Origin of the sequence: Flavonifractor hominis, from assembly GCF_040095835.1 — a bacterium.
Classification (GTDB): domain Bacteria; phylum Bacillota; class Clostridia; order Oscillospirales; family Oscillospiraceae; genus Flavonifractor; species Flavonifractor hominis.
In genome coordinates, this window is sequence record NZ_JBBMFT010000001.1 from 481212 (window position 1) to 507416 (window position 26205).

General features: G+C 54.8%; 27 protein-coding genes and 1 tRNA gene. 11 read left to right on the plus strand and 17 right to left on the minus strand.

The window, feature by feature from the left end; genetic code table 11:
- The 4 genes from csaB to WMO45_RS02450 are packed head-to-tail and all read left to right on the plus strand — an operon-like array spanning nucleotide 1 to nucleotide 5083.
- Complete coding sequence (gene csaB / locus WMO45_RS02435; RefSeq protein ID WP_349139065.1) at nucleotides 1–2241, plus strand: polysaccharide pyruvyl transferase CsaB; 2241 nt, start codon at nucleotides 1–3, stop codon at nucleotides 2239–2241.
- On the plus strand, nucleotides 2238–3311 hold the full coding sequence (locus WMO45_RS02440) for a glycosyltransferase family protein (protein WP_349139066.1): 1074 nt from the start codon (nucleotides 2238–2240) through the stop codon (nucleotides 3309–3311). The genes csaB and WMO45_RS02440 overlap by 4 nt, the downstream gene beginning before the upstream one ends.
- 60 nt (nucleotides 3312–3371) lie before the next feature.
- Nucleotides 3372–4370, plus strand: coding sequence for an inorganic phosphate transporter (locus WMO45_RS02445; RefSeq protein WP_349139067.1), 999 nt, complete (start codon nucleotides 3372–3374; stop codon nucleotides 4368–4370).
- 50 nt (nucleotides 4371–4420) lie between these two features.
- A complete protein-coding gene (locus WMO45_RS02450) occupies nucleotides 4421–5083 on the plus strand; it encodes an HAD family hydrolase (RefSeq protein WP_349139068.1) in 663 nt (220 codons plus the stop codon).
- A gap of 48 nt (nucleotides 5084–5131) precedes the next feature.
- Here WMO45_RS02450 and WMO45_RS02455 read toward each other — a convergent pair whose 3' ends face one another.
- The 9 genes from WMO45_RS02455 to WMO45_RS02495 all read right to left on the minus strand — a co-directional run bounded on the left by WMO45_RS02455 (nucleotide 5132) and on the right by WMO45_RS02495 (nucleotide 14787).
- A complete protein-coding gene (locus WMO45_RS02455) occupies nucleotides 5132–6253 on the minus strand; it encodes an ABC transporter ATP-binding protein (protein ID WP_349139330.1) in 1122 nt (373 codons plus the stop codon).
- A 188-nt stretch (nucleotides 6254–6441) separates the two neighbouring features.
- Complete coding sequence (gene nagA / locus WMO45_RS02460; protein WP_349139069.1) at nucleotides 6442–7563, minus strand: N-acetylglucosamine-6-phosphate deacetylase; 1122 nt, start codon at nucleotides 7561–7563, stop codon at nucleotides 6442–6444.
- Complete coding sequence (gene nagB, locus WMO45_RS02465; RefSeq protein ID WP_349139070.1) at nucleotides 7554–8306, minus strand: glucosamine-6-phosphate deaminase; 753 nt, start codon at nucleotides 8304–8306, stop codon at nucleotides 7554–7556. The genes nagA and nagB overlap by 10 nt, the downstream gene beginning before the upstream one ends.
- 34 nt (nucleotides 8307–8340) lie before the next feature.
- On the minus strand, nucleotides 8341–9246 hold the full coding sequence (locus tag WMO45_RS02470) for a dihydrodipicolinate synthase family protein (RefSeq protein WP_349139071.1): 906 nt from the start codon (nucleotides 9244–9246) through the stop codon (nucleotides 8341–8343).
- 36 nt (nucleotides 9247–9282) lie between these two features.
- Nucleotides 9283–10128, minus strand: coding sequence for a carbohydrate ABC transporter permease (locus WMO45_RS02475; protein ID WP_349139072.1), 846 nt, complete (start codon nucleotides 10126–10128; stop codon nucleotides 9283–9285).
- A gap of 17 nt (nucleotides 10129–10145) precedes the next feature.
- Entirely contained in the window at nucleotides 10146–11081 is a 936-nt protein-coding gene (locus tag WMO45_RS02480; RefSeq protein WP_349139073.1) for a carbohydrate ABC transporter permease, read from the minus strand.
- 133 nt (nucleotides 11082–11214) lie between these two features.
- Nucleotides 11215–12561 (minus strand): ABC transporter substrate-binding protein, encoded by a 1347-nt coding sequence (locus WMO45_RS02485; RefSeq protein ID WP_349139074.1) that lies wholly within the window; start codon nucleotides 12559–12561, stop codon nucleotides 11215–11217.
- A gap of 158 nt (nucleotides 12562–12719) precedes the next feature.
- A complete protein-coding gene (locus WMO45_RS02490) occupies nucleotides 12720–13574 on the minus strand; it encodes a MurR/RpiR family transcriptional regulator (RefSeq protein ID WP_349139075.1) in 855 nt (284 codons plus the stop codon).
- 10 nt (nucleotides 13575–13584) lie between these two features.
- On the minus strand, nucleotides 13585–14787 hold the full coding sequence (locus WMO45_RS02495; RefSeq protein WP_435387676.1) for an AGE family epimerase/isomerase: 1203 nt from the start codon (nucleotides 14785–14787) through the stop codon (nucleotides 13585–13587).
- Nucleotides 14788–14984: 197 nt separating this feature from the next.
- Between WMO45_RS02495 and WMO45_RS02500 the strand changes: the two genes are divergently transcribed.
- Complete coding sequence (locus tag WMO45_RS02500; protein WP_349139077.1) at nucleotides 14985–16364, plus strand: ROK family protein; 1380 nt, start codon at nucleotides 14985–14987, stop codon at nucleotides 16362–16364.
- 25 nt (nucleotides 16365–16389) lie between these two features.
- Here WMO45_RS02500 and trmB read toward each other — a convergent pair whose 3' ends face one another.
- Nucleotides 16390–17067: a tRNA (guanosine(46)-N7)-methyltransferase TrmB gene (trmB, locus tag WMO45_RS02505; protein ID WP_349139078.1), complete on the minus strand. Its 678-nt coding sequence runs from the start codon at nucleotides 17065–17067 to the stop codon at nucleotides 16390–16392.
- A 450-nt stretch (nucleotides 17068–17517) separates the two neighbouring features.
- On the opposite strand from trmB, the gene WMO45_RS02510 reads away from it, so the two are divergent.
- The 4 genes from WMO45_RS02510 to WMO45_RS02525 all read left to right on the plus strand — a co-directional run bounded on the left by WMO45_RS02510 (nucleotide 17518) and on the right by WMO45_RS02525 (nucleotide 19031).
- Nucleotides 17518–17593, plus strand: a tRNA-Pro gene (locus WMO45_RS02510).
- Between the two features lie 87 nt (nucleotides 17594–17680).
- A complete protein-coding gene (locus WMO45_RS02515) occupies nucleotides 17681–18058 on the plus strand; it encodes a DUF1801 domain-containing protein (RefSeq protein WP_349139079.1) in 378 nt (125 codons plus the stop codon).
- Complete coding sequence (locus WMO45_RS02520) at nucleotides 18055–18408, plus strand: DUF3795 domain-containing protein (RefSeq protein ID WP_349139080.1); 354 nt, start codon at nucleotides 18055–18057, stop codon at nucleotides 18406–18408. The genes WMO45_RS02515 and WMO45_RS02520 overlap by 4 nt, the downstream gene beginning before the upstream one ends.
- Before the next feature lie 173 nt (nucleotides 18409–18581).
- A complete protein-coding gene (locus WMO45_RS02525) occupies nucleotides 18582–19031 on the plus strand; it encodes a zinc ribbon domain-containing protein (RefSeq protein WP_349139081.1) in 450 nt (149 codons plus the stop codon).
- 94 nt (nucleotides 19032–19125) lie between these two features.
- Here WMO45_RS02525 and WMO45_RS02530 read toward each other — a convergent pair whose 3' ends face one another.
- Both WMO45_RS02530 and WMO45_RS02535 read right to left on the minus strand, forming a co-directional pair.
- Entirely contained in the window at nucleotides 19126–19749 is a 624-nt protein-coding gene (locus WMO45_RS02530; RefSeq protein ID WP_349139082.1) for a CatB-related O-acetyltransferase, read from the minus strand.
- Nucleotides 19746–21140 (minus strand): MATE family efflux transporter, encoded by a 1395-nt coding sequence (locus WMO45_RS02535; protein WP_349139083.1) that lies wholly within the window; start codon nucleotides 21138–21140, stop codon nucleotides 19746–19748. The genes WMO45_RS02530 and WMO45_RS02535 overlap by 4 nt, the downstream gene beginning before the upstream one ends.
- A gap of 456 nt (nucleotides 21141–21596) precedes the next feature.
- Between WMO45_RS02535 and WMO45_RS02540 the strand changes: the two genes are divergently transcribed.
- Nucleotides 21597–22340, plus strand: coding sequence for an EFR1 family ferrodoxin (locus WMO45_RS02540; RefSeq protein ID WP_349139084.1), 744 nt, complete (start codon nucleotides 21597–21599; stop codon nucleotides 22338–22340).
- Nucleotides 22341–22405: 65 nt separating this feature from the next.
- On the opposite strand, the gene WMO45_RS02545 is transcribed toward WMO45_RS02540, so the two are convergent.
- Complete coding sequence (locus tag WMO45_RS02545) at nucleotides 22406–22768, minus strand: MerR family transcriptional regulator (RefSeq protein WP_349139085.1); 363 nt, start codon at nucleotides 22766–22768, stop codon at nucleotides 22406–22408.
- A 97-nt stretch (nucleotides 22769–22865) separates the two neighbouring features.
- Entirely contained in the window at nucleotides 22866–23741 is an 876-nt protein-coding gene (locus WMO45_RS02550; protein ID WP_349139086.1) for a LysR family transcriptional regulator, read from the minus strand.
- Nucleotides 23742–23895: 154 nt separating this feature from the next.
- Here WMO45_RS02550 and WMO45_RS02555 point away from each other — a divergent pair, with 154 nt between their 5' ends.
- Complete coding sequence (locus WMO45_RS02555; RefSeq protein ID WP_349139087.1) at nucleotides 23896–24372, plus strand: flavodoxin; 477 nt, start codon at nucleotides 23896–23898, stop codon at nucleotides 24370–24372.
- Between the two features lie 53 nt (nucleotides 24373–24425).
- Here the strand turns inward: WMO45_RS02555 and WMO45_RS02560 are convergent, their stop codons facing one another.
- The 3 genes from WMO45_RS02560 to WMO45_RS02570 are packed head-to-tail and all read right to left on the minus strand — an operon-like array spanning nucleotide 24426 to nucleotide 26164.
- On the minus strand, nucleotides 24426–24869 hold the full coding sequence (locus tag WMO45_RS02560; protein ID WP_349139088.1) for a GNAT family N-acetyltransferase: 444 nt from the start codon (nucleotides 24867–24869) through the stop codon (nucleotides 24426–24428).
- A gap of 8 nt (nucleotides 24870–24877) precedes the next feature.
- On the minus strand, nucleotides 24878–25627 hold the full coding sequence (locus tag WMO45_RS02565) for a GNAT family N-acetyltransferase (protein ID WP_349139089.1): 750 nt from the start codon (nucleotides 25625–25627) through the stop codon (nucleotides 24878–24880).
- A gap of 6 nt (nucleotides 25628–25633) precedes the next feature.
- Complete coding sequence (locus WMO45_RS02570) at nucleotides 25634–26164, minus strand: dihydrofolate reductase family protein (protein WP_349139090.1); 531 nt, start codon at nucleotides 26162–26164, stop codon at nucleotides 25634–25636.
- Between the last annotated feature and the right edge of the window lie 41 nt (nucleotides 26165–26205).

Genomic DNA, 26205 nt, shown 5'->3' on the forward strand with positions numbered 1-26205 from the left:
ATGAAAGTCATCCACCTTATCTCCGGCGGTGACAGCGGCGGGGCAAAGACTCATGTTCACTCCCTGCTGCAAAACCTCTCCCACACCATCGACGTTACCATGGTCTGCTTTATGGAGGGTCCCTTTTCTGAGGAGGCTCGGGCTCTCGGCATTCACACCGTGGTACTCCCTGGTCATAATCTGTTGCGCACCTACCGGACCTTGCGGCAAATGATCCGCGAAGGCGGCTACCAGATCATTCACTGCCACGGTGCCCGCGGCAACATGATGGGCGCACTGTTACGACGGGACACCGGTCTTCCCGTAGTCACTACGGTCCATTCCGACTACCGTCTGGATTATCTGGGCCGCCCTTTCTCCCGGCTGACCTATGGTACCATCAATACCCTTGCCCTGCGCCTGCTGGACTATCGTATCGGCGTCTCTGACGCCATGACCAACCTGCTCATTACCCGTGGATTTGATCCAGACAAGCTTTTCACCATCTACAATGGCATCGACTTTACTCCCCGCGTCCCTGCGCTGGATCGTGAGGCATATTTTCGCAGTGTGGGCCTGGATGCAGACGAAAACTCTGTCGTGGTAGGTATCGCCGCCCGGCTCAACCCGGTCAAAGACATTGCCACACTGGTGCGCGGCTTTGCTCTGGCCTATCAGGAGTGTCCCAATCTGCGCCTGCTCATTGCCGGCGACGGTGAACAGATGTCCATGCTCAAATCTCTGGCTGCGGAACTGGGCGTGGCGGAGCGGGTATGCTTTGCCGGCTGGATCACAGACACGGATAGTTTTTATCACGCCATTGATATCAATACTCTTACCTCTCTATCCGAGACCTTTCCCTATTCTCTCACCGAAGGCGCCCGTGCCGGACTGCCCACAGTGGCCAGCCGGGTAGGCGGAGTCCCCTATCTCATTGAACACGGTATCCATGGCCTGCTCTTCCCTGCCGGTGATGCCCACTCCCTGGCCAAACATTTGACCACCCTTTGCAAAGACCCCACCCTGCGCCGTCACATGGGCGAGCGGCTCTATCAGCGGGCTAAGCAGGACTTCTCTCTGGAGAGCACTCTGGAGCGTCAGCTCACTATCTACAAGACGATCCTCCGCCGTCAGGCCCGTAAGAAAGGTCATCGAGATGGCGCGCTGGTGTGTGGTGCCTATGGACGCGGCAACGCCGGCGACGACGCTATTCTGGAGGCTATCGTCACGGAATTGCGGCAGATTGATCCAGATCTGCCCATCTGGGTTCTCTCCCGTAACCCAAACGACACCCGTTTGACCTATCGGGTCAATTCTATTTATACCTTTGCCTTTCCCCGTTTTCTCTGGCGGATGCGCAAGACTCATCTGTATATCAACGGCGGTGGTTCCCTGATGCAGGACGTGACCAGCCACCGCTCGCTCTGGTTCTATTTGTTTACCATCTCCTGGGCCAAACGCCTGGGCAATCAGGTCATGATGTACGGCTGCGGCATTGGTCCCATCCACTCCCCTGCCAACCGAAAACGAGCCTCCCGCGTGCTTCAGCGAAGCGTGGACGCCATTACGCTGCGGGATACTCACTCCAGGGATGAACTGATCGATATGGGAGTCACCCGGCCCGACGTGATCCTGTCCGCTGATCCTACCGTCATTCTGCCTGCTGCCCCTCCCCAGGTGGTAGACGGTATTTTGGAGAGCCATGGTATCGATCCATCCGGCAAGTACATTGGATTTACACTTCGTCCCTGGCCCGGCTTTGAAGCAAAAGCGGCACTCTTTGGCGCAGCGGCGGACTATGCCTATGAGAAATATGGCCTCATTCCCGTATTTCTCCCCATCGAGCGCCGGCTGGATGTAGGGGCCGCCAGACTGGCTGCCCAGCACATGAAAGCCCCCCACTATATCTTGGAATATACCGGAAGTTCGGATTATACCATCGGGCTGTTTGCCCGCATGCAGGTCGTCGTCTCCATGCGTCTTCATGCACTGGTCTTTGCCGCAGGGCAAGGTGTGCCTCTGGTAGGCGTAGTATATGATCAGAAAATCAGTTCCTTTTTGTCCTACATCGGTCAGGATCTGTATACCGATCTGAATCAAGTAACGGTGGACCAATTGTGTGCTCATATTGACGCAGCCTGCAGCCGCATTGGAGATACCGCGTTTCTCTCCGGCGGTGTGGAGCGGCTGCGTCAGGTCGAGGAACACAACAGCGAAACTGCCCGACGGCTGCTGGCCGCTGACGAGGTGAGCGGCACTTGAAGGAAATCATATGTCTCTCCCCTTCCCGCTGGAGCACTTTTCCCAGTCGTACCCAACAGCTCATGGCCCGGCTGACCGGAGCCAAACTTCTGTTTTTTGAACCCCCTGGACACCGACAGGTTTCCTCTGGGCGAAAGGTCCGCCCCGGTATTACAGTCTATACGCTTCCCCCTATTCTGGATGTGGATGAGCGGCATCGGCTTCTGTTTCAGCGCGGCTGTCATAAACAGGCCCGCTTTATCCTGCGGCAAATGGAACATCATCGTATCCGGGAACCGCTGTTCTGGTGCGGAACACCTGAAGGCGTGCATTTTCTGGAGTTGATTCCTCACCGTGGAGTGGTCTACGACTGCGCCAGGGACTGGTCTGACCTGCCTCCCCGCTGGGAGAGCGACATGGCCCTGGCTGCCGATGTGGTCTTTGCCGCTTCCCAGCAGCTGGTGGAGCACCTGGCCCCCTGTAATGACAACATTGCTCTGCTGCCCAACGGGGTCAATTTTCCCATGTTTACCCGCCCCCCTACTGAGCGTCCCCAAGAGCTGGTCCATTTGCCCGGCCCCATTCTGGGCTATGTTGGAACGATCTGGTCCGACCTGGACCTGACCCCTGCACTGTATGCCGCCCGGGCCCTTCCCTCTGCCACGCTGGTCTTTTTAGGCCGGCGCATGGCCAATCCAACTGCGGACGCCCTGGAACACATGCCCAATGTCCGCTTCCTGGGTCCACGCACCCCGGTAGAGGTCCCGGACTATCTGTCCTGCTTCGATGTATGTATGAATTTTCTTCGGCTTAACGACCCAGAAAATGATATCCTGTCCCCCCGGATATATGAGTACCTGGCCTCCGGTGCCCCCATCGTCTCCATGCTATGCATGGATCAGGTAGAGCCCTATCCAGATGTAATCTACTCTGCCCATACCCCTGAGCGATTTGGCCAGCTGTGCGCTGTTGCCCTGCGGGAAACGGGCAGTTGGGCCAGAACGCGCCGTCGGGAGCATGCAGCACAGGCGGCCTGGTCTCTTCGGTCTGAGCAGGCACTCCGCATCCTCAGCGCCATCGGCCTTTACTGAGCTTCTTTTCAGACATGCACACCCCTCTGTCCCCATACTCTGGAGACAGGGGGTGTTGTTTTGTTCGGACTTTCGTTTCTTTTTCCCATTGGGCTGTTGGTACTGGCGGCTCTGCTGGTCAACGGCTGGACGGATGCGCCCAACGCCATCGCCACAGCGGTGGCTACGCACGCACTTTCCTTCCCGCAGGCGGCTCTGCTGGCTGCCGTGTGTAATTTAGCAGGAGTTCTGTGGGCCGCAACGAGCCACAGTGCAGTAACGGATACCATCTATTCCATTTTTCACTTCGGTGGCTCGTCCGCTCAAGCACGTTCCGCACTGTGCGCTGCGCTGTGTGCCATCGTGTTGTGGGCCGTGCTGGCCTGGCGATTCGGTGTACCTACCAGCGAAAGCCATGCATTGGTGGCAGGTCTGACCGGTGCTGCTCTGGCACTGCCCGGCGGGTTATCCAACCTTTCTCCGGACGCTTGGATGAAAGTACTCCTGGGCCTTGTATTCTCGCTTGGGCTTGGCATTCCCGCTGGACGTACGGTTTTGTGTCTGCTGTCTCATCTCTCCCTTTCGGAACAACTGTGTCGCCGCGGTCTGACGGTTGGAGCTGCTCTCAATGCCTTCCTGCACGGCGCCCAAGATGGGCAAAAATTTCTAGGTATGCTCCTGCTATGTGCCTTTTGGGAATTCGGTGGCCCACCCCCTGACACGCGCCCGGTTCCCCTGGTTCCCGTGGTCTTGTGCGGGATCGTGATGGCTTTGGGAACCGCTTTGGGCGGCCGTCGCATCATCGACACCATAGGTCAGGATATGGTCCACCTTACCGCCAAAGCCGGTCTTGCTGCCGATCTTGGCTGTGGAGCCTGTCTGCTGCTATGTACGCTGGCCGGCTTGCCTGTCAGCACCACCCACGTCAAAACAGCCGCCATTCTGGGTGCGGGACAGTCCGCTTCCGGTACGGCAAATCTTACCGTAGTGCGTCGCATTTTTCTTACCTGGGTATTTACTTTTCCAGGCTGCGGCCTGCTTGGCTTTTTTCTCACCCACGTCTTTCTCCTGTCACTCTAATGTGCTATAATAACGCTCAGAATCTCTGCGCAACAGGAGGAATTCCCAACATGCATCCCTTTCATACGGTTATCTTTGATCTGGACGGAACTCTGTTGAACACTCTGCTGGATCTGACCGACAGCGTAAACTACGCCCTGTCCCTGCATAATCTGCCCGGCCGCACTGTGGAAGAAGTCCGGACTTTTGTGGGTAATGGAGTTGGCCAACTGGTCCACCGCGCCGTGCCAGATGGCACCTCTGAAGCACTGGAGTCCAGTTGTCTGGCTGATTTTCGTGCCCATTACCTTTTAAATATGGAACACAAAACCGCCCCTTATCCTGGCATTCTGGATCTGTTGGATGCATTGGGAAACGCCGGACTTTCCTTGGCCGTAGTCTCCAATAAGTTCGACGGTGCCGTCAAAGGTCTCTGCCAGACTTACTTTGGCACCCGTATCCCGGTAGCGGCATCCATCGGCGAATCTCAAGGCGTACTGCGCAAGCCGGCACCTGATACGGTATTTCGTGCTTTGTCCGAGCTTGGTGTATCCCCCAACGGTGCGGTCTACGTTGGAGATTCGGACGTAGATATCCAAACCGCCCATAATGCGGGTCTGCCCTGCATCTCTGTCAGCTGGGGCTTTCGCAGTCGGGCATTCCTGGCCGCTCACGGCGCGTCCACGATTGTGGATACTCCAGCAGCACTTCAGAAGTTACTCTTGGGCGAATAACCAATAAAAAGATACGGGCCGCAGTTTTGACTGCGGCCCGTATCTTTTTTAATAAATCAGATTCTTCTCGCTTTCAGGGTCAAACAAATGAATGAGTTCAGGACGGAAGGCAAAGTTGATCTCCGTTCCGTAAGGGATACCGCCCCGCTGCTCCTGGGGCAGCTCTACCGTGGGAATGCGCAGTACCACATCCCGACCCACTGCATTGACATGGAGGTACACCTCGCTGCCCATCATCTCAGATACGTCTACTTTGCTGGCAATGGTATGAGGTCCGGCTTCCGCCGCAAAGGAAATGTGCTCCGGCCGGATGCCCACGGTCACTTCCCGGTCTTCCATCCCCTTTTCGCGCAGGATCTCCTGGACGTTATCGCTCAACTCCACCACGGCCTCACCTACTGCTACGCGGTAGCTGTCTCCCACCTTCTGCAGCTTTCCGGAGAAAAAGTTCATCTGAGGTGACCCGATGAATCCGGCCACAAACAGATTGGCAGGGCGATCGAACACTTCTTGCGGCGTACCGATTTGCTGGATGAAGCCATCTTTCATGATGACAATACGGTCGCCCAGGGTCATGGCCTCAGTCTGGTCATGAGTTACATAAATAAAGGTTGTATTGATGCGCTGGCGCAGCTTGATAATTTCCGCACGCATCTGGTTGCGCAGCTTGGCGTCCAGATTGGAAAGCGGTTCATCCATCAGGAACACCTTTGGGTCGCGGACAATGGCCCGGCCAATGGCCACGCGCTGGCGCTGGCCACCGGAAAGAGCCTTAGGCTTGCGGTCCAGATACTGCGTGATATCCAGGATAGCAGCTGCCTCCCGTACCTTTTTGTCGATCTCTTCCTTGGGTACTTTGCGCAATTTCAAGGCAAAGGCCATATTTTCATAGACCGTCATATGGGGATACAGAGCATAGCTCTGGAACACCATGGCAATGTCTCGGTCCTTAGGCTCCACGTCATTCATCCGCTTACCATCAATAAGCAGATCTCCACCCGAAATATCCTCCAAACCAGCTATCATCCGCAGTGTGGTAGACTTACCACAACCGGAGGGTCCAACCAGTACGATAAACTCCTTGTCGGCAATCTCCAGGTTAAAGTCGTGGACCGCCGTCACCTTGTTATCATAAACCTTCTTTATGTTCTTCAGCGTCACAGTTGCCATACGTATAGACCGTAAGAGCTGCGCCTCCGCGCCAACTCCCTCGTCCACGGGGAGCGTTACCCCGTGGGCTTTACGGCAGGTCTCCACACTGCCGCACCGCCGGTCTGGCGGCTCTTCTCCTTTTTTACAGCTCGCTCTGCTCTATAGAAATGGAGTAGAACGGAGCGGCCTGATTTTGGTGGACCAGCTCACATCGAAACCGGCTCTCCACGGAAAAAGATATCTTTCAGATTTAAATTTTCATCCAAAACAACCAGATTCGCTCGTTTTCCAGGCTCCAAAGTACCTGCCCGACTGAAAATGCCAATAGCCTTTGCAGGGTTCACTGCAGCGGCCCGCACCGCGTCTGCCAGAGGGATTCCGAAGGAGACCGCAGTTTTCATGCAGCTCATCAGATCCGTCACCGAGCCGGCCAGTGTACCGTCAGCGAGGGTAGCATATTTCCCCTTTACCGTCACGTCCTGACCACCCAGGGTATAGGCCCCGTCCGGCATGCCAGCAGCCCGCATCGTGTCCGAAATCAGGATCACCCGCTTAGGGCCAAACATTTTAAAAACCGCCCGAACCACTGCCGGATGGATATGGACCCCGTCACAGATGAGCTCTACTTTACATTGGGGCGCGTCCAAGGCCGCTCCCACCACGCCGGGAGCACGGTGTCCAAAGGCAGGCATAGCATTAAACAAATGGGTCACCTGACGCGCACCCAGCCGAAAGGCCTCTACAGCGATATCATAATCCGCCGTGGTGTGAGCAATGGATACCGTTACCTCACCCTCCACCGACTCAATAAACTCCATAGCCCCCGGCTCTTCGGGCGCCACTGAGACCAGCTTGACCAGTCCCTCTGCAGCAGCATTTAGCCGGCGGAACATATCTGCATCCGGACGGTGGAGCCATTCTCCGTTCTGTGCCCCTTTTTTGGCCATGGACAGAAACGGGCCTTCTAGATTGATGCCGCACAGAACTGCCCCTACCTTGTCCTGCCGCCGGTGAGCGGCAGCCACCTGGCAGACTTTCGTGAGCTGTTCTTCCGAAAGGGTCATTCCTGCAGGACAGATCTGGGTCACACCGCGGGAAAGCTCATACTGGGCCATTTTCTCCAAGCCCTCCGGATCTGCATCCGAAAAGTCATGTCCCACACAGCCATGGAAATGCAGATCTGTCAATCCCGGAATTACATAGCAACCCGTGGCATCGTAGGTTTTGCCGTCAGCACTGGAGTTGGAAATCAACCGTCCGTCAAAGCAGACGTCTCGGGAGACAAATCCCTCCTGTGCATCAAATACCCGACCACCGGTTATCCGCATACGGACACACCCGCTTCCACCAGTTTATGCAGGGCGGCCTTGTCGCCCACCAGGGTCACATCCGGGTGCAGCTGCAGAACAGAAGCAGGCACTTCTTTGGTCACCCGGCCGCAGAAGGCACGATAAACTGCGTCCGCCTTATCCTCACCACTGACCACCATCAGAATGCGCCGGGCGTTCATGATATTTTTGATTCCCATGCTCAGGGCCTTGCGGGGCACCTCATCCCGGCTCTCAAAGAAACGTTTATTGGCTTCAATGGTACTCTCCGTCAGGGTAACCACATGGGTCTCCAGACCGAAGTCGTCCCCCGGCTCGTTGAAGGCAATATGGCCGTTGTGTCCCATACCCAGCAGCTGCAGATCGATACCGCCCAGCTCCTGGATCAGCTTGTTGTAGGCCGCACACTCTTTGTCGGGATCCTTGGCCAGACCATTGAGCACATGGGTATTCTCAGGCTTAATATCGATGTGGTCAAACAGGTTGCTCTGCATAAAGTAACGGTAGCTCTGCTCATGGTGAGGAGACAAGCCCAGGTACTCGTCCAGATTCACTGAGCGGACCTCTGCAAAAGACAGATCTCCTTTTTTATACCAGTCCACCAGCTGCTGATAGGTCCCCACCGGAGTGCCGCCGGTGGCAAGTCCCAGCACACAGTCAGGTTTGTAGATCACCTGGGCAGAAATGATGTTGGCCGCTCTGCGGCTCATGGCTTTGTAATCTTCCGATTGATAAATACGCATACCAATTTTCTCCTATTTTTCAAATTGGAACGGTTCAGCAGTACTTGGCGATGGCAGCTGCAATCATAGCGGCAGCCTCGTCCACCACAGCGGCATCGCTGTCAATGAGACCGGGCATCGGCTTGCGGACCGAACCACAGGTTACACCGTTTTTGGCCAGGATGGCCTTCATTACAGCATACAGATTGCCATGTGCAGAGCACATCTTATAGATGATACGGTCAATGTCGTTCTGGATCTGACGAGCGGGCTCCATCTCGCCTTTCTGGAAGTGCTCATAGATTTTCAGAAAGAGTTCGGGCATCACCGCGTAAGTACCGCCGATACCGGCGCAGGCACCCATAGCCAGACCAGAGATATACTGCTCATCGGGCCCGTTGAAAACAATGACTCCAGCATCCCGCCACATCTGAATGTCCTGGACCGGCATGGAGGAGTTCTTCACGCCGATGACTCTGGGGTTCTTTTTCATCTCTGCCAGCAGAGAAGGAGTAAGCGCCACACCAGCCAGCTGAGGGATGTTGTAGATGACAAAATCGGTGTTGGGAGCGGCGGAAGAGATATCATTCCAGTATCCGGCAATACCGTACTCCGGCAGGTGGAAATAGATAGGAGGAATGGCCGCAATGGCATCCACCCCCAGGCTCTCGGCGTGCGCGGCCAATTCCATGCTATCGGCAGTGTTGTTGCAGGCCACATGAGCAATAACGACCGCCTTGCCCTTGGCCTCAGCCATTACATTCTCCAGCACCAGCTTGCGCTCGGCCACGCTCTGGTAAATACACTCACCGGAAGATCCCCCAACATACAGTCCGTTGACGCCCTTGCCGATAAGATAGCGAGCCAACGCCCGCACACCCTCAGGGGAAATATTGCCCGCTTCGTCATAGCAGGCATAGAACGCCGGGATCACACCCTGGTATTTTTTCAGATCGCTCATGTTATAATCCTTCTCTCCATTTTTAATAAGCAAAAATCAACCCTTGACAGCGCCCATTGCAATCCCCTGTGTGAAGTACTTCTGGAATGCAATAAACACCACTACAATGGGGATAGCGGCCAAGGCCGCGCCCGCCATAATGAGGCCGAAATCGTTGGACATCTCGCCCTGCAGGTTGGCGATGGCCAGGGGCAGGGTCCAGTTGGTGTCGCTGGTGAGCATGACCAGCTGGAGGAAGTAGTCGTTCCAAGTGTTGACGAAGGTGAAGATGGCCAGCGCGCCGATGCCCGGCTTGATCATGGGGAACACCACGCTGAAGAAGGTGCGCAGCTCCCCGGCGCCGTCCACCCGGGCGGCCTCCAGAATCTCGTTGGGGATGGTCTCAGAGAACTGTTTCATCAGGAACACGCCGAAGGGCCAGCCAACGGTGGGCAGGATCACCGCCCACAGGTTGTTGTTCATGTGGAAGAAGGTCATCTCCTGCAGCAGGGGGATGACGATGACCTGCTTGGGCAGGGCCATGGCGCAGATGATGATGGTGAACAGGACCCCGCGGCCGTAGAACCGCTTCTTGCCCAGGGCGTAGCCGGCTAGGGCCGCGGTGAGGCAGGTGAGGATCATGGCCATGGCGGAGATGAAGACGATGTTGAACAGCCAGTGGAAGGCGGGATGCTCAAACAGCCGGGCGTAGTTGTCCACAGTGGGATCCTGCGGGAACCAGATGGGGTAGTTGGCGTTGATCTCGATCTTGTTCTTGAAGGAACCGGTGACGATCCAGTACAGGGGGAACAGGAAGAAGATGGCCAGCAGGACCAGCACCACCGCCGAAAACACCTTGTAGCCGGTGGAAGTGCCGCTGAGATCCGTCGTTTTCGCTTTCATATTCTCTCACTCCCCCCTTAATCCGTCTTGACCAGCTTGAACTGGATGGCCGAGAAGACGGCGATGATGATGGCCAGGACGACGCCGATGGCGTTGGCGTAGCCCAGGTCGTTGAGCCGGTAGGCGGTGTCGTACACCTGGTACATGATGGTCATGGTGGAATTCAGCGGGCCGCCCTTGGTCAGCAATTGGATCAGAGCGAAGCACTGGAAGGAGTTGATGGTGGTGATGACCAGCACGTACAGGGTGGTGGGCAGGATCTGGGGCCACTTAATCTTCCAGAACACCTGCAGCTTGGTGGCGCCGTCCACCTGGGCCGCCTCCACCAGGGACTGATCCACGTTGCCCAGGGCCGCCACGTACAGCACGATGGGCTGGCCGATGGAGGTGGTGAACAGGATCAGGATGATAAACCAGATGGCGGTGTGCTGATTGCCCAGCCAGTCGAAGGTGCCGGTGCCGGCCACCTGGTTGAGAATGCCGTAGTAGGGATGGAGGATCCACTTCCACACCACGGTGATGGCCACCGAGCCGGTGACCACCGGCAGGTAGAACACACACCGGAAGAAGGAGCGGGGCACGGAGTGCATCTTGTAGATGGCGGAGCTCACCCACAGGGAGAAAGCAGTGACCGTGGGCACCGCCACCACCACGATAAGTACGGTGTTCAGGAAACCGCGGTGGAAGATCTCATCCTGAAAGAGTCTGATGTAGTTGTCCAGTCCGGCAAAGCCCGTGATGCCACTCAGGCCGTACTCCATGAAGCTGTAAAACACACAGATAAACATGGGTACCACCACGAAGGATACGAAGAACACCAGGCTGGGCAGCAGGAACAGGTAGGCGGATATGGTCTCTCTCCGGACCAGAGCCTTGCTCATACCGGAGAATTGCGATTTCTTTTGCTTTTTGGGTTTCTGGTCGGCCGGCGCCGTTACGGTGGTTTGCGCCATGAGTCTCTCCCCTCTTTCACTAAGTAGTGCCGTCCCGCAGCACACAGATCTGCGGGAAAAAATATGCCCGCCCCCTCTCATCCAGGGAGCGGGCACAACATTCGCTCAGGTCATGTCAGGCCGCTGAACGGGTTCAGCCGATGTTGGCGTTGGCCTGCTGCACAAAGTTGTCAGCCGCAGTCTGGGGATCCGCGCCGGTGGTCATGATCTCAGCCAGCATGGGCCACCACAGAGCGCGCTGCTCGGTCCAGCCGCCAGTCAGGCTGTAATAACGGCCCAGGTAGTCGCTCATCAGAGCAAAGGGAGCGCGGAGATCCGCGTCCTCAGCATCGGCGTAGACGTCGCCCCAGTCGGAGTGCACCGGGAAGAAGCCGGTGGTCTTGACGGCCTCAACGCCTGCAGTCTGGTCGTTGCACACGAAGTCGATGAACTTCTTGGCAGCCTCGATCTTGGCATCGTCACCATTGTCGAAGATACCGAAGCCGTAGGGGCCGGCCATCTCCAGCTCGGGCACGCCGTCATCAGAGGGGAACGCCATGGCGAAGGGAGTGAACTGGGTCTGCTCGGCATACTGGGTATAGTTGGAGTAGTTCCAACAGAAGGTGACGGCGGCGGTCTGGTTGGCAAAGGCCTGCAGCTCGTCGGAAGCGGCGAAGCTGGCGTTGGCGCTCATGGAGCCGTTGTCCACCATATCCTGCAGCAGGGTCAGAGCCTTCACGTTGTTGGCGCTGTTGGCGTTGTAGGAAGAGCCGTCATCAGTGACATAGTAGTCGGAATACAGGTTGTTGACGAGAGCACGGGTGCCCTGGTCGCCGCCCTGGGCGCCGCAGTAGATGATGCCGGGCGTCTTGATGGCGATGGTGCCGGCGGCCGCGGCGTCACGGACGGCCTCCATGGCCTTCACGAAGTTGTCGGTGGTCCAGGTGCGGGTTTCCTCGTCCAGGTACTGGAGCGCGCCGGCGGCCTCAAAGGCCTCGTAGTTGATGGCCATGCAGTGGGCGGCCACGCTCAGGGGGTACATGTAGTAAGTACCGTCCAGCTGAGACACGGAAGAAATGCCCTCGGCGATGTCGGAGCCGCTGGCGGTCCACAGATCGCCCAGGTCCACCATCAGGCCATTGCGGGCGTAGTTGCCCACGATGCGCTCGGGGCCCTCAAAGATGATGTCGGGCGCCTGGTTGGAGGTGATGGCGGTGGTCAGCTTCTGGTCGCCGTCCTGATAGTTGATGGGAGTAACCGTCACATTGATACCGGGGTTGGCCTCCTGAAAAGCCGCAATCAGGGAATCCCAGTTGGACGCTTCCGTAAAGCCACCGATGTTAAAGGCCCACAGGCTGAGCTCCACCTGACTGCCTTCCCCGGTAGAGGTATTGCTTCCGGCAGGCGTCGTCTCACCGCTGCTCGTGGTGTTTCCGCAGGCAGCCAGTCCAAGTGTCATACCAGCAGCCAACAGAAGCGCAAGAGGCTTTTTCATCTTCATTGTGATTCCTCCTCATTTTTGATAAAATTGGGCGTCCCTACCCGGGTCTCGTTGGACAAATTGTACAGTCGAACCTGAGATTTGTCAATATCATTTTGAAAGAAATTTTTTATTTTTATTATTTTCTGCAAATTTCTTTCACATTCCGCCATTTAAGATCAAATGTGCTTATCCGAAAGTACTTCCGCCACCTGCTCCCGATGCCGGGTACTTTCTTCTACATCTCTGCGGCAGATCTCGCTGAAAAGAACATCCACAAGATATAACTGTGCAATACGTGCAGCAATCGACCCGCCCTGCAGGGGCCCCTCTCTTGATCCGCATTGGAGCACCACATCCGCATAAGCTGCACCAGGCGACTTGGGGAAACGAGTGATAAGAATGCTCATTGCCCGCTGTTCCCGGACAATTTTCAGGTTGTCCAGCAATTCCTTGGTGGAACCGGAATAAGAAAAATAGAGCACCACGTCCCGGGCGGTCAGCTGTGATGCCGCGATGGCCTGGATGTGAGAATCGATCACCGCATAAAAATTAGGGCGCACCAGGCTGAACAGATGCGCGCACTCCTGAGCCAGAATCATGGACGCACCCTGTCCCATGCACAGCACCCGACCAGCAGACACCAGAATGTCTGCTGCCCGCCGGATCTTCTCCGGGTCAATCAGTTCCAAAGTCTGACGTATGGCATCTACATCTGAATCACAGATTTTCTGACAGATGCCCAAAATATTATCCTCCGGCTGAAATTCTCCCGAGCGCGTACTGCTCTCTGTTCGCCCAGCCGTAGAGTTCGCGATTGCCAGCTTAAAGGCACTGTACCCCTTATAGCCCAACCGTTTACAGAAACGGGAAATGGTAGCCTCAGCCACACCGGCTTCTTCCGCCAGCTCAGAAATGGACATAAACTGGGTCTGCTGCTGGTGGATTACTGCATAGTCCGCTACCTTCTTTTCCGCACTGGTCAACTGATAATATTCACTGTTGATCTTCTCAAAAACATTTCCGTAGGGCATGGGTATCCCCTCACTTCTGCTCCAGAAGCTGTGTCAGCATCTGATCGCACATGATCAGCATGCGCGGCAGATGGAACGGCCCCTTAAATGTACTTCCTTTGCACGGAGGCATCGTCGGTTTGCCGTCCCGACGCAGGTAGCCATACCAGTCACCATATTCCGGGTCTGAGAAGTACTTCTTACAATAGTCCAGTGTCTTCTCAAACCAATCGAGATACTTCTGCTCTCCTGTATCTCGATAGATCATCAGACTCGCAATGAGAATCTCGTCATGGGGCCACCACAGTTTCATATCGTGCTCATAGGCCTCCGGCGGGCGACCCAGGCAATCGATAAAATAGAGCAGCCCTCCATATTCCTTATCCCAACCGGCTTCAATCGCCTGGTCAAAAATCTTGACTGCAGTGGCATGCTGCTGTTTATTCCCTCTGTAATTGGCGTCCTCCATCAGGAACCAGGAGCATTCAATATCATGTCCAGGATTGACCACACGCCCTTCCGTTACCTCAGACCTGAACTCACCGTTGGGTCCAACACTCTCCAGTGTGCAGCCCAACTCCGGCTTATAATGGTAGCGGAAAATTTCATCCACACACTGGGCTGCCCGCTGACTGTAAAGCTCCTCCTGTTCCGGGTCCACCCGGCGCAGGACAGAGGTGATATTCAGATAAATCATGGGATTGGCCAGCGCCCGTCCCGTGCGGGTGGCAGGAATGGTCTTAGGCCCAAGCCCAGTGGGATCTTCGATCAGCCCTTGGTTCAACTGCCAAATCAGTTCATATGCAGCCCTGGCACGCTCCAGGCATTCCCGCTCCCCGGTCACACCGTAATACTCTGCATTGGCAATGGCATAAAATCCCTCTGAAAAACAATACCGGCGCTGACGCAGCGGCTTACCATCGGCTGTCACCGTAAAGTACATACGGTTACCAGCCTCCCGATTGATGCAGTATTTCTCCATAAAATCCAAGCAGCTGCGGCTGGCCGACAACCATTCTTCTTTCACCCCATATACATGGCACAGATAGGCAAACGTCCAGGCACAGCGCCCCTGCATCCACACGCTCTTATCGGTGGAAAAAACCTGCCCTTGACGGTCCAGGCAGGTATATACACCGCCATGCACCGGATCCATACCGTTTTTCAGCCAAAACTGAATACTACGGTCCAACTCCTCCCGGATCCATTTTTGATGGTTCTGTAACGCTGTCATACCCATTTAAAATCCCACCTTTTTCAATTTGGGAGAATCCCCCGATTGTCTTCATCATACCCGCCGGTCCGGGTATCGTCAAGGGAAAAGAAGAAAATTATTTTCAAAACTTTGAAAATATGCTTGACAGATTTAAAAAAACTGGTAGCCTATAGATAACGGATTTTGGGCAACTGCCACAACAAGGAGGTCCCCTCATGAACAAATTTGGCATTGAAGTCCCTGTGAAACACCTTCCCGAACTAGATCCCGGTTTTCTTCCTCTCGGGAAATTCTACACTGCGTTCCTCCGGGATGCACACCAGCCGCTCCACTTAGCTGTCGAGCGGGCCGGCGGCGAGATCTCGGTCTATCATACGTTCATTCACGGTACTCCCGAGCGAGAAGAGGCTGACCGCTATTTTGTCGACCGCATCATCAAGACCTTGTTGTGGACCAAGGGCGGTTTCAAAGTTTATATCAGCGGCAGTCGGAATATGTCCGAAGCCATGAAACAGATCTATTGCCCAGGCGGTGCCAGGGAGTTTGATGCTGATTTCATGGCGAAGGTCTATGAGCGTCCCTTTGAGGTCGTACACTGCGAACATCTTCCTGTTGAAAAGAACAGTCCCCAAGCCGTCGGCCGCCATTTGAGCGGCTGTCGGATCGGTTTTGACGCCGGCGGCTCTGATCGAAAGGTCTCCGCTGTTATCGACGGTGAACCCGTATTCAGCGAGGAAGTCGTCTGGTACCCTAAAACCACTGCCGATCCGGAATATCACTATGAGGGCATCGTCTCTGCTTTGAAGTCTGCCGCCGAACACCTGCCGCGAGTAGATGCCGTGGGTGTATCTTCCGCCGGTGTATACGTGAAAAACCGCACCATGGTTGCCTCTCTTTTCCTTCAGGTCCCCCCCGATGCCTTTGAGGCCAAAGTGAAGGACATCTACATCCGCGCCATCCATGATACTTTTGGTGATATTCCCTATGCTGTTGCCAATGACGGAGACGTATCCGCTCTGGCCGGTGCTATGAGCCTGGAAGAAAACAATATCCTCGGCATTGCCATGGGAACTAGCGAAGCTGTGGGCTATGTGGATGAAAACGGCAATATCACCGGTTGGCTCAATGAGCTGGCTTTCTCCCCTGTCGATGGTTCTGATACTGCTATGGTAGATGAATGGTCGGGCGATATTGGCTGCGGTGTGAAGTATTTCTCCCAGGATGCAGTCATCAAATTGGCTCCCGCTGCCGGAATCAATCTCTCAGCGGACCTCTCCCCTGCCCAAAAACTAAAAGAGGTCCAAAAGTTAATGGAGACTCCGGGTTCTCCTGCTGAGAAGATTTATCGCTCTATCGGCGTTTATTTGGCACATTCCCTGGCCCTATACCATCATTTTTACGGCTTCAAGCATGTACTGTTGCTGGGACGAGTCATGTCCGGTCGTGGTGGTGACCTGATTCTAGACACCTGTAAGTCCGTATTAAAGGATGAATATCCTGCCATCGCCCGCCAAATTAACCCCACTCTTCCCGACGAAAAGGCCCGCCGCGTAGGTCAGTCCGTAGCTGCCGCTTCCCTGCCAGAGTTGAATTAAATCAGCAAACAGAAAAGGAGCCGGATCAATCCGGCTCCTTTTCTACCTCTTCTTCTCGTTCTGGCAACACACCAACCGAAGCAACACAGCGGTTGATAGGCGTTCCCAAATTATGAAATTTCTCTTCATAGTCAGTCATTATACCACAAATACCGTTAGCATGCAGATTTCTTGTCACCTGCGAAAGCTCAAAACCAACCCTGGGGAATTGAAAGAGAGACCACTCAAATAAATCGTGGTTATCTGTTTTAAAGTGTATCTCCCCTGCCGCATCCAGCACCTGACGGTAACGCATCAGAAAATCCGGGTGGGTCAGCCGCCGCTTTGCATGACGGTTGCTGGGCCATGGATCACAGAAATTGATGTAGATACGGTTTATCTCACCAGGCGCAAAAAATTCTTGTAGTCTCGCCACATCTCCATCAATAAAAAATACATTGGACAGTTCTTGAGCACACACGCGTTCCATGGCAATTACCATGGCATCTGGCACTCGCTCTACCGCAATATACAGGGCCTTTGGATTCTGCGCCGCAGTTTCCGCTGTGAAGCGCCCCTTTCCACACCCCAGCTCCAGATATATTTCTTCTGCTTGTGGCATTAAATCACGCCACTTTCCACGGTGACATTCCGGATCCTCAATCAATACCTGTTTGCACCTCTCCATTCTCGGAATCAAATTTGGCTTTTTTCTCATTCGCATGTTATTGCTCACCTCTTGCTGTTCATCATATCATATTTTATTATCTTCTTGCAATCTCTGGACAGATATATTATAATATCGATGTTATGCTAATTCGGGTACTTCCCTTTGACACTTGATGATCTGGATCATGTCTACTTTGAAGAAGTGCGTGAGCCACAAGACAGCAACTATGCACCCCGCTGGGACACTACCAGAAGCGGGAACCATTTCCACAAAGCCGCTGGTCAAAAAACGGCCAAGACCACAGATAAAACAATTCCATAACCGGGTGTAGCGCAGTTGGTAGCGCGCTTGCTTTGGGAGCGTGAGGCCCAGGTTCGGGCCACAGCCTTTGAAAAACCCGGAAAGCCTTGGGACACTTAGGCTGATAGCACTTTCACCCTCGCCGATAACTGGTCAAAAATCGGCGTTGACCACATGTTTGACCACAATTGGAAAACTTTATAACCGGGTGTAGCGCAGTTGGTAGCGCGCTTGCTTTGGGAGCAAGATGCCGGGAGTTCGAGTCTCCCCACTCGGACCAAATTTGTCAGAAAAACCGTCCGAAATGGCGGTTTTTCTGCATTTATCGCTTGATTTTGTTGACATTTACGAGCTGTGGAGGTGTAACATGGGTGTAGCTTCTGTTTCCGAGTATGTGGCATCGTTAAATGAAGAGCAACAGCGACATATCTGCGCATTCATAGAATTTATGAATACGGAATTTCCCCAGCTGACCAATAAGATCTCCTTCTCTATGCCCATGTGGCTGGTGGGGAAAAAGATGAATGAGGGATATGTGGCGGTCTCCGCAGCGAAAAACCATTTCTCCATTCATTTTTCCGATGAGGAGTTTTTGAACCGTTTGGCCGAAAGCCTACCTGCCTGCAAAAAGGGAAAGCGGTGCATCAACATCAAATACGGCGATGAAGCGTTCCTACATGCAGTCGAAGAAAGCATCGGCGATTTTCTGAAGCTCTATCGCTCTGAAGGGAGTTCCTCCCTATGAATGGTACAGAGGAAATCGGCTGCTGCGGCGCCTACTGCAAGACCTGCCGTGAATTTGAGAAGACCTGCAAGGGCTGCAAACCGGGGTATCTGGACGGCTCTCGGGATTTGAGGCGGGTCAAATGCAGGATGAAGAAATGCTGCCTGACCAGAGGCCACATTACCTGCGCAGATTGCGACGAATATGAACACTGCGAGACCATTCAATCCTTTATCAACCATCCCGGCTACAAATACTCCAAATACAAGCAGGCACTGGAGTACATCCGCGCCCATGATTATGCTGCTTTCATGAAAACGGCTGAAAATTGGAAAAATGCCTATGGTAAATACCACGAACAGGACAACTAAAAAAGCAGTGGCGCTCGCTGAACATCCACTGATTTCAGCGGGCGCTATTCTTTGTTTATAGCTTGTTAAATACTGATACGCCTGATGCGATAGCAAAGCAAAATTGGGGCAACAGCCAGTTGCTTTGCTTTTTGCTCCCACTGTGGTACAATCCGGGCAAGGTGGTGATCAACATGGATACCAAAGAAATCCTTCTGGAGCTGCGCACCAAACGCGGACTCTCCCAGGAGCAGCTGGCGGAACAAGTGCATGTGACCCGGCAGGCGGTTTCCCGCTGGGAGACCGGCGAAACAGTGCCCAACACAGAAACTTTGAAGTTGCTTTCCAGGCTGTTTGATGTCTCCATCAATACCCTGCTGGGTTCCCCCAGGCAGTTGATCTGCCAGTGCTGTGGTATGCCCCTGGAGGATCCCAATATCAGCCGGGAGCCGGACGGCACCTTTAACGAGGAGTACTGCAAGTGGTGTTATGCCGACGGGAAATTCGTCTACACAAGCCTTGATGAACTGCTGAATTTTCTGGAAAGTCATATGTCCAATGAAGCCTGGCCCCCAGAGCAAGTTAGAGCCTATTTTGAGGCTCAGCTGCCAAAACTGAATCACTGGAAACAGCCCGAGACATAAATACATCCCTCTGAAATCTGCGGTTTCAGAGGGATGTATTTTTTGCTCTGTGTCATTCAAGATAGGGGGAGCCCGGACTTTACAATTAAACAGGTCATCTGATTTGATCCAGCTGTCCCGATTGAATGGCATCCAAATTGGCCTTGATCTGCTCCTCCGGCCAGTCCCACCACCGCAACTCCAACAGCGCGGCGATTGTGTCCTCGGAAAACCGCTTTCGGATAGGCTTAGCCGGGACACCGCCCACAATGGTATAGGGCGGTACATCTTTTGTTACGACGGCCCGGGCACCGATAATGGCTCCGTCACCAACCGTCACCCCCGCCAGGATGACCGCCTCGTAGCCGATCCACACATCGTTTCCGATGACAATATCACCCTTGTTATCCCAGGCCTTGGCCACCTGACTCCGGTCCAGTCCCCACTCCTCGAAGAAAATGGGAAAGGGATAGGTGGAGAGGGATTGCAGGCTGTGGTTGGCGCTGTTGAAGAGGAACTTTGCCCCACAGGCGATGGAGCAGAACTTGCCAATCACCAGCCGGTCGTGGTTGACGGGATAGTGATACAGCACATTGTTCTTCTCGAAGTCAACGGGGTCATGGACAAAGTCGTTATACATGGTGTAGTCTCCCACAAGGATGCTGGGATCCGTCACGACTTGGTTGAGATAGACGGTCTGAGTATCTCCTGTTCGGGGATAGATGTTGGATGGATTCATATTCTTCTCCTCCTCTTATTCGTCTCGGCTGCCGCTCTCAAAGGCTCACGCACCAGCGTTTTTCTTTCCCAGCCCCTACTTTTGAAGTAGATAAACCCCACCAGGGCGGGCAGGATGGGCGAAAGGGCCTGACCCAGATAGATTCCGGAAAAGCCCATGGAGAGGGAAAAGGCCAGCAACCACGCCACCGGCAGGCGCACCACCACCGCGTCCAACAGGGCATTGACCATGGCCACATGGGCTGCGCCTACACCTATGGAAAAGGAATCCAGCGTGTACATGGCGGCATAGACCAGGCTGTTGACGCCGCAGCACAGGCGCAGATATAGCACGCCCACTCGGATCACCTCCGGGCTGGTGCTGTCAAACAGGCGGATGAGAGGTTCCGCCAGAAACTGAACCGTCACCACTACCGCCGCTGTGACGGCGAGGTTCAGCAGCAAACCGGACCGCACCACCTGGCGGGCCCGCCGGATCTGACCGGCTCCCACGCACTGGCCCACCATGGCGGTGATGGCCTGCCCAATGGCCCAGCAGTGCATCCCGGCAAAGGTGTTGATCTTCAGTCCCACGCCGGAGGCGGCGGCCACCGCGGTGCCAAAGGGATTGAGCATTCCCGTCACCAGCAGATAGGCCGTGTTCACCACCACCATCTGGGTGGCAGTGGGCAGGCCTATCTTCAAGATGGCCAGCAGGATTTCCCGGCGAAGTTCTATTTTTTCGTGGGGAAAACTCCATTGACGCCGCCACAGATATACCAGAGAACCCAAAAAGGAACCGCCTTGGGCAGTGATCGTGGCCCAGGCTGCACCGGCGGTGCCCATGGAACACGGCCCTACCAGCAGTACATCCAGCAAGACGTTGAGAATCGTGGCGGCACCTACGAAAAAGAGCGGCGTTTTAGAATCGCCCAGGCCCTTCAGAATGGAGCAGACTGTATTGTAGCCAAAGACGAATACGGTCCCCCAGCAGATGATCTCCATATAGCCGCAGGCGTCCGGATAGGCCTCCGCCGGTACATCCAGCACCCGGAATAGCGGCTCATAGACGGCAAGCCCGAGTATGGTAACCACAACGGAGGCCGCCAATGACAGGAGAAACAGCATTCCGATGGTGTCACGCTGTCCCTTTTGGTCGCCCGCCCCCTTGTACTGGGCCACCAAAACGCTCCCGCCCATGGTCAGGCCGATACAGAGGGAATTGATGATAAAGCACAGCATGGAGGCGTTGCTGATAGCGGCCAGGCCGGTTTCGCCCACCATTTTCCCCACCACCAGCATATCCACCACATTGTAGAGAGCCTGCAGCAGGTTGGCCAGAAACAGTGGGAAGGCAAACCGGATCAGTTTTTTGGGTACGCTCCCGGTCAATAAATCTTGTTTTTGGGTCATGTAATATCTTCCTTTCAAAAGGGCAGAGGGCAGCACAATGCTGTGCGCCCTCTGTTCCATCGCCCCTGAAATGGGCATAACAAAAGGCCGCGGACAAAACATCGTCCGCGGCCCAAAATAAACTATCTTGCCCTGTCAGTCTGCAAAAAGGGTACAAAAACCAAAGGCAGAGATGTTCTGCCCCGGCCTCCCGGTTTTACAACTTGACAGTCCGAAAAGGCTCCGCACAATGTTTTGTGGTATCCACTTGTACGGAGCCGAAATCAATACAGAATTTTCCGAACAACATCGTGCTCACCTCGCTTTCTTACAGTAAATACTATACCGCGTGCCACCGTCTGTCAATGTCCTTTTGATGGCCTATCATTGACAGGTCAGGGTGCTGACAGTATGATAAGTCCATCTGATCCATTATATTTAAAATCCCGCGGCATACAAAGGAAGAGAGCATAAAAGATGATTTTCTATTTTTCTGGAACCGGTAACTCGGCGTGGGTGGCCCGGCAAATGGCCCGCCTCACTGGCGATGCGGCCTATGATATTGTTAACCTGGAAGAACTACCGAATATGGACAACGCCAAGCAGATCGGCTTTGTCTTTCCGGTCTATGCCTGGGGTGCCCCGGAGTTTATCGTCGACTTTGCAAAAAAGCTGCCCAAGTCCCAGGTGTTCACCTTCGGTATCTGCACCTGTGGCGGGGACGCCGGACTTACCATGAAGCAGTTTTCCAAGCTGTATCCTCTGAGCAGCAGCTATAGCTTACTGATGCCCAACAACTACATCATCGGTTCCGATACCGATACGGAGGCTGAGATCCTCCAAACCATCACCTCCGCCCGAGCGGAGCTGGAGCGGATGGCCCAGGAGATCCGACGGCAGGAGCGGGTCTATCGGGTCCACGAGGGAGCATTGGCCGGAGTGAAGTCTTATCTTGCCAACTTTGGATTTAACAAATTTGCCCGAAGCACGAAACCATTCTTTTCCGGAAACAGCTGCAACGGGTGCGGCCAGTGCGTCAGGAACTGTCCGGCGTCTGCTATTTCCCTCCGGGACAGAAAGCCGGTATGGGCATCCCAGTGTTTCCAATGCCTGCGCTGCATAAATGAATGCCCCCAGCAGGCCATCCAATACGGAACGTCCACAGCCGGGCGGCGCCGTTATACCATCCGGGCATATCTGCCCCAGGACGAGCAAATTTAATGACTCGCCGCAGGCTGTCATGGTGCAGAGCAGCAGCAAAGCGGTCAGCGCAGCAAAGACTTGCTTCATTCCTTCTTCCCTCCTTGTAGCTTTCGAATTTCATGGCGCAGGTAATCCAGCCGCTGGAGTTGGCGCTCCTTGAAATGGATTTCCTCCAGGGCGGCACTGCGCTTTTCCTCCAGCATTCTGAGACGCTGAGCTGCCGTATGATTTCCCTCTAGCAAAAGGCGCATATAGACCTCTACTTCCCCCACGGTAAATCCAATGTCGTGGAGGGTCATGATGGTGCTCAGCCGCTCCAGATCGGCGTCGCCATACTGCCAATCGCCCATCACCTTTTTCACCGCGCCGCACAAACCCCAACTCTCATATCCCCGCAGAATGTGCATAGGGATGCGATAGCGCTCGCTCACCTGCTGTATGGTCATATCGAAGCCTCCAAACGAAAAAATGTGGGCGTCTTATCTCGGACACCCACATTCTAAAGCGGTTCGTTTACTATGTCTAATGCTTATTTTCTTTCTTTTAATATGCCTGTTGAACATTTTTTATGTGCTGATGGAAGGCCTCTACCACCGGAGTCAACGCCTGATCTTTTTTCCAGACCAGTACCGTTCCCGTCTCCATAGCCGGAGAAAGGGGCAGGAACCGGAGATCATCAAAGGCCAGGTTCAGATCGAAGCCCAGTGCCGCTCCAACCCCGCAGCGTACCATATTAGCAGCGTTGAGGATCAGGTTGAAGGTTGCGGCAATTTGCAGACGATCCCAACGATCCTCAAACCAACTGGCCAGCTCCCGCTGTACACTCTCCCGTCCACTGACCAGCAGAGGAACCGATTCCAAATCCTGCGGCGTAACTGCTTCTAACTCTGCTAAGGGAGAATCCCTCCGCACTAATACGCCCCAGCGGTCCTTCTCCTGCATCCGGCAAAAAGCATACTTGCCCACATCCACAGGCTCCGTCAGCAGTCCCATGTCCAGCAGTCCCATATCCAAACGCTCCTTCACATCGTCGGCGTTGGCGCTGAAGATACGGAAGGTGACCTTGGGGTAGCGCTCCCGAAAAGTGCGGATGGCCTGGGAGAGGCAGCTCATGCTCCGGGTCTCCCCTGCCCCGATGGCGATCTCTCCCATCAGTTCTGTCTCCCGGGCGGCAAATTCCCGGGCTGTTTTGTCCGCTAAGTCCACCAGTTCCTGGGCCCGGCGGCGCAGCAGCATCCCCTCATCCGTCAGGACGATATGGTAGCGACTGCGGTGAAAGAGCTGTACCCCCAGTTCCTCCTCCAGCTGCATCAGCTGCCGGGACAGGGTAGGCTGGGTCAGATGGAGCATGGCTGCAGCCTTGGTGATGTTCTCCTCCCGGGCTACCGCCAGAAAATATCGCAAAACACGCAGTTCCATGGGAATCCCTCCTTGTTTCATCCTACCATTCCCACCCGGTTCCCGCAAGATAAAAATGCCTTTATAGAATAATTGTAAATAGAAAATGAGTATTTTACATTTCTGAGCGCTGGATTTACAATGGAGCCAGAAGATGCGTAAGGAGGTTATTCGTATGAACGCATTGGTTGCTTATTTTTCCGCTACCGGCACCACCGCCAAGGCGGCGAAGACTCTGGCAAGTGCCGTGGGTGGGGAGCTCTATGAGATCAAACCCGCCGTTCCCTACACCAGCGCCGATCTGAACTGGATGGACAAGAGTTCCCGCTCCAGCGTAGAGATGAAGGATGCCCACTCCCGCCCCGCTCTGGCCGACACGGATGCCCCGGTGGGCAGTCACGATGCAATTTTCCTGGGGTTCCCCGTGTGGTGGTATGTGGCTCCCACCATCCTCAACACCTTCCTGGAGGCATACGATTTCTCCGGTAAGACCATCGTTCTTTTCGCCACCTCCGGCGGCAGCGGTCTGGGCAAGTCGGCGGTCGGGCTACGCTCCAGTGCCCCCGGTGCCAAGATTGTGGATGGCCGAATGCTCAATGGCCGCCTGAACGAGGCCGAACTGAAAGCCTGGGCAGAAGGACTGAAGCTGTAAAGCATCCCGGATATTAAAAAATGTGGAGTGTCTATCGGGACACTCCACATTTTTTACATCTCTCTTTGCAGATACACCATATCCACCAGCTGAACCCCGCACTCATAGATGGGGTGGTCATAGTAATCAGTGAAAAAGTTCTTAACCAGATGATGCCTGTAAAAACCGCAGGATTCATAAAACGGGATAGTAGAGGGGCTGTCCCCGGTGCCCACCTGCAGCACCGTATACTGTCCTATGTAGGTTCGAACGAGAAAGTCAACCAGAGCTTTTCCGTAACCCTTGCCCTGGCAGTCCGGCGTTACGGCAATGTTTTTCAGTTCCAGAACGCCGCCGCCCTCGTCCGTCACCACACATTCGGCCACGACTCCATCATCCTCCAGCACATACATGGTCCCACGCTCCAGATAGCGGTCGATCATGTCCTCCTGCTCGTCCGCCAGCAGAAGCAAATTCAGGTACTGTTTTTTATTCTTCTCAACTTTTCGGATTTCCATAGCCTGCCCTACTTTTTCAGAAGCCGCTTCAGCGCGGCGGCGTCCAGCAGATTCACCGTCACGAACTTGCCCTGATAAAATACCGCCCAGTTGTTGAACACACAGGGCAAAGCCTTGGCTTTTTCCAGCGTGTCCACCGGAATGAGGGTATAGGGCGCCTCCAGCTCCTGACAAGTCTTGCGCACCAGCTCCACGCTTTGATGGATGTAGGGACACTGAGAACTGTAATAGATAGTCAGTTCCTGATTTTCCATCTCCAGCCGTTTGGCGTTCTCCGCAAAGCGTGGCTTCGTTCCGTCAAAGGTGAGGGCCAGCAGCCGGTAGCCGTCCGGAGTGGCGTCCACCGTTTCAAACCCGTATTTTTCCGCGAAGGCCTGGTCCGAGAGCCAGGCCTTCTGCTTTTCCGCGCCCAGCATACACACGCCGGACTTTCCCTTGGCCCTGGCATCGGCCAGGCAATACTCCATCAGCTGCCTGCCGTAGCCCTTGCCCTTGAAGTCCCCGGTGACCCACAGGCAGTAGATATAGAGATAGTTCTCTCCCTCCACCGGCACCCAGGCCGTCTCCAGCGGGGCGTACTCGATGAACACCACGCCCTTAGCGTCCAGCTTGCGGAACACATGGCCTTCTTTCAGCCGCTCTTTGAGCCAGGCCCGCTTGGCCTCCACGCCGGGATGGGGCTTCTTGCTGCGGATGATGCAGCATAGATGCTCCTGCGCTAAATTTTCTTCCGTCAGATTGATAAATTGCTCACCCATCGCTTATCACCGCTTTTCGTACACCAGATCCACGATCCCGTTCCAATGTTCCGTCCCCACCAGCTTCAGCGGCAGTTCCTGTGGAAACTCTGGGAACAGCCGCACGCCTTTGCCCAGCACGGTGGGGATGATCGACAGCCACAACTGATCGATGCGGCTCTCTTTCAAAAGCTGCCCAGCCACGGACGCGCCGCCGCAGATCCAGACAGTGCCCTTATGCTCCAATTTCAGCTTGTCCACCAGGTCAGTCAACTCCCCATTCCAAAAGAAAATATCTTCCTGATTCTCTTCCTGCCGGTGGGTCACTACATAACAGGGTCGGCCTTCATAGGGCCAGCTGTCCGGGGAGAGCTCTGTGACCAGCTGGTGATAGGTGGTCCATCCCATGACGATGGCGTCCACCGTATCCAAAAATGCCGGGTAACTGCCGGGAGCATCCGGCTCACTGCCGTCGCCCACCAGCCAGCTCACGCCGCCCTGCTCGTCGGCAATATACCCATCCACACTGATGGCGAGATATAACACAATTTTTCCCATGGGCATCCCCTCCATTGTCCCTATTGTACCCAAGAGTTGTA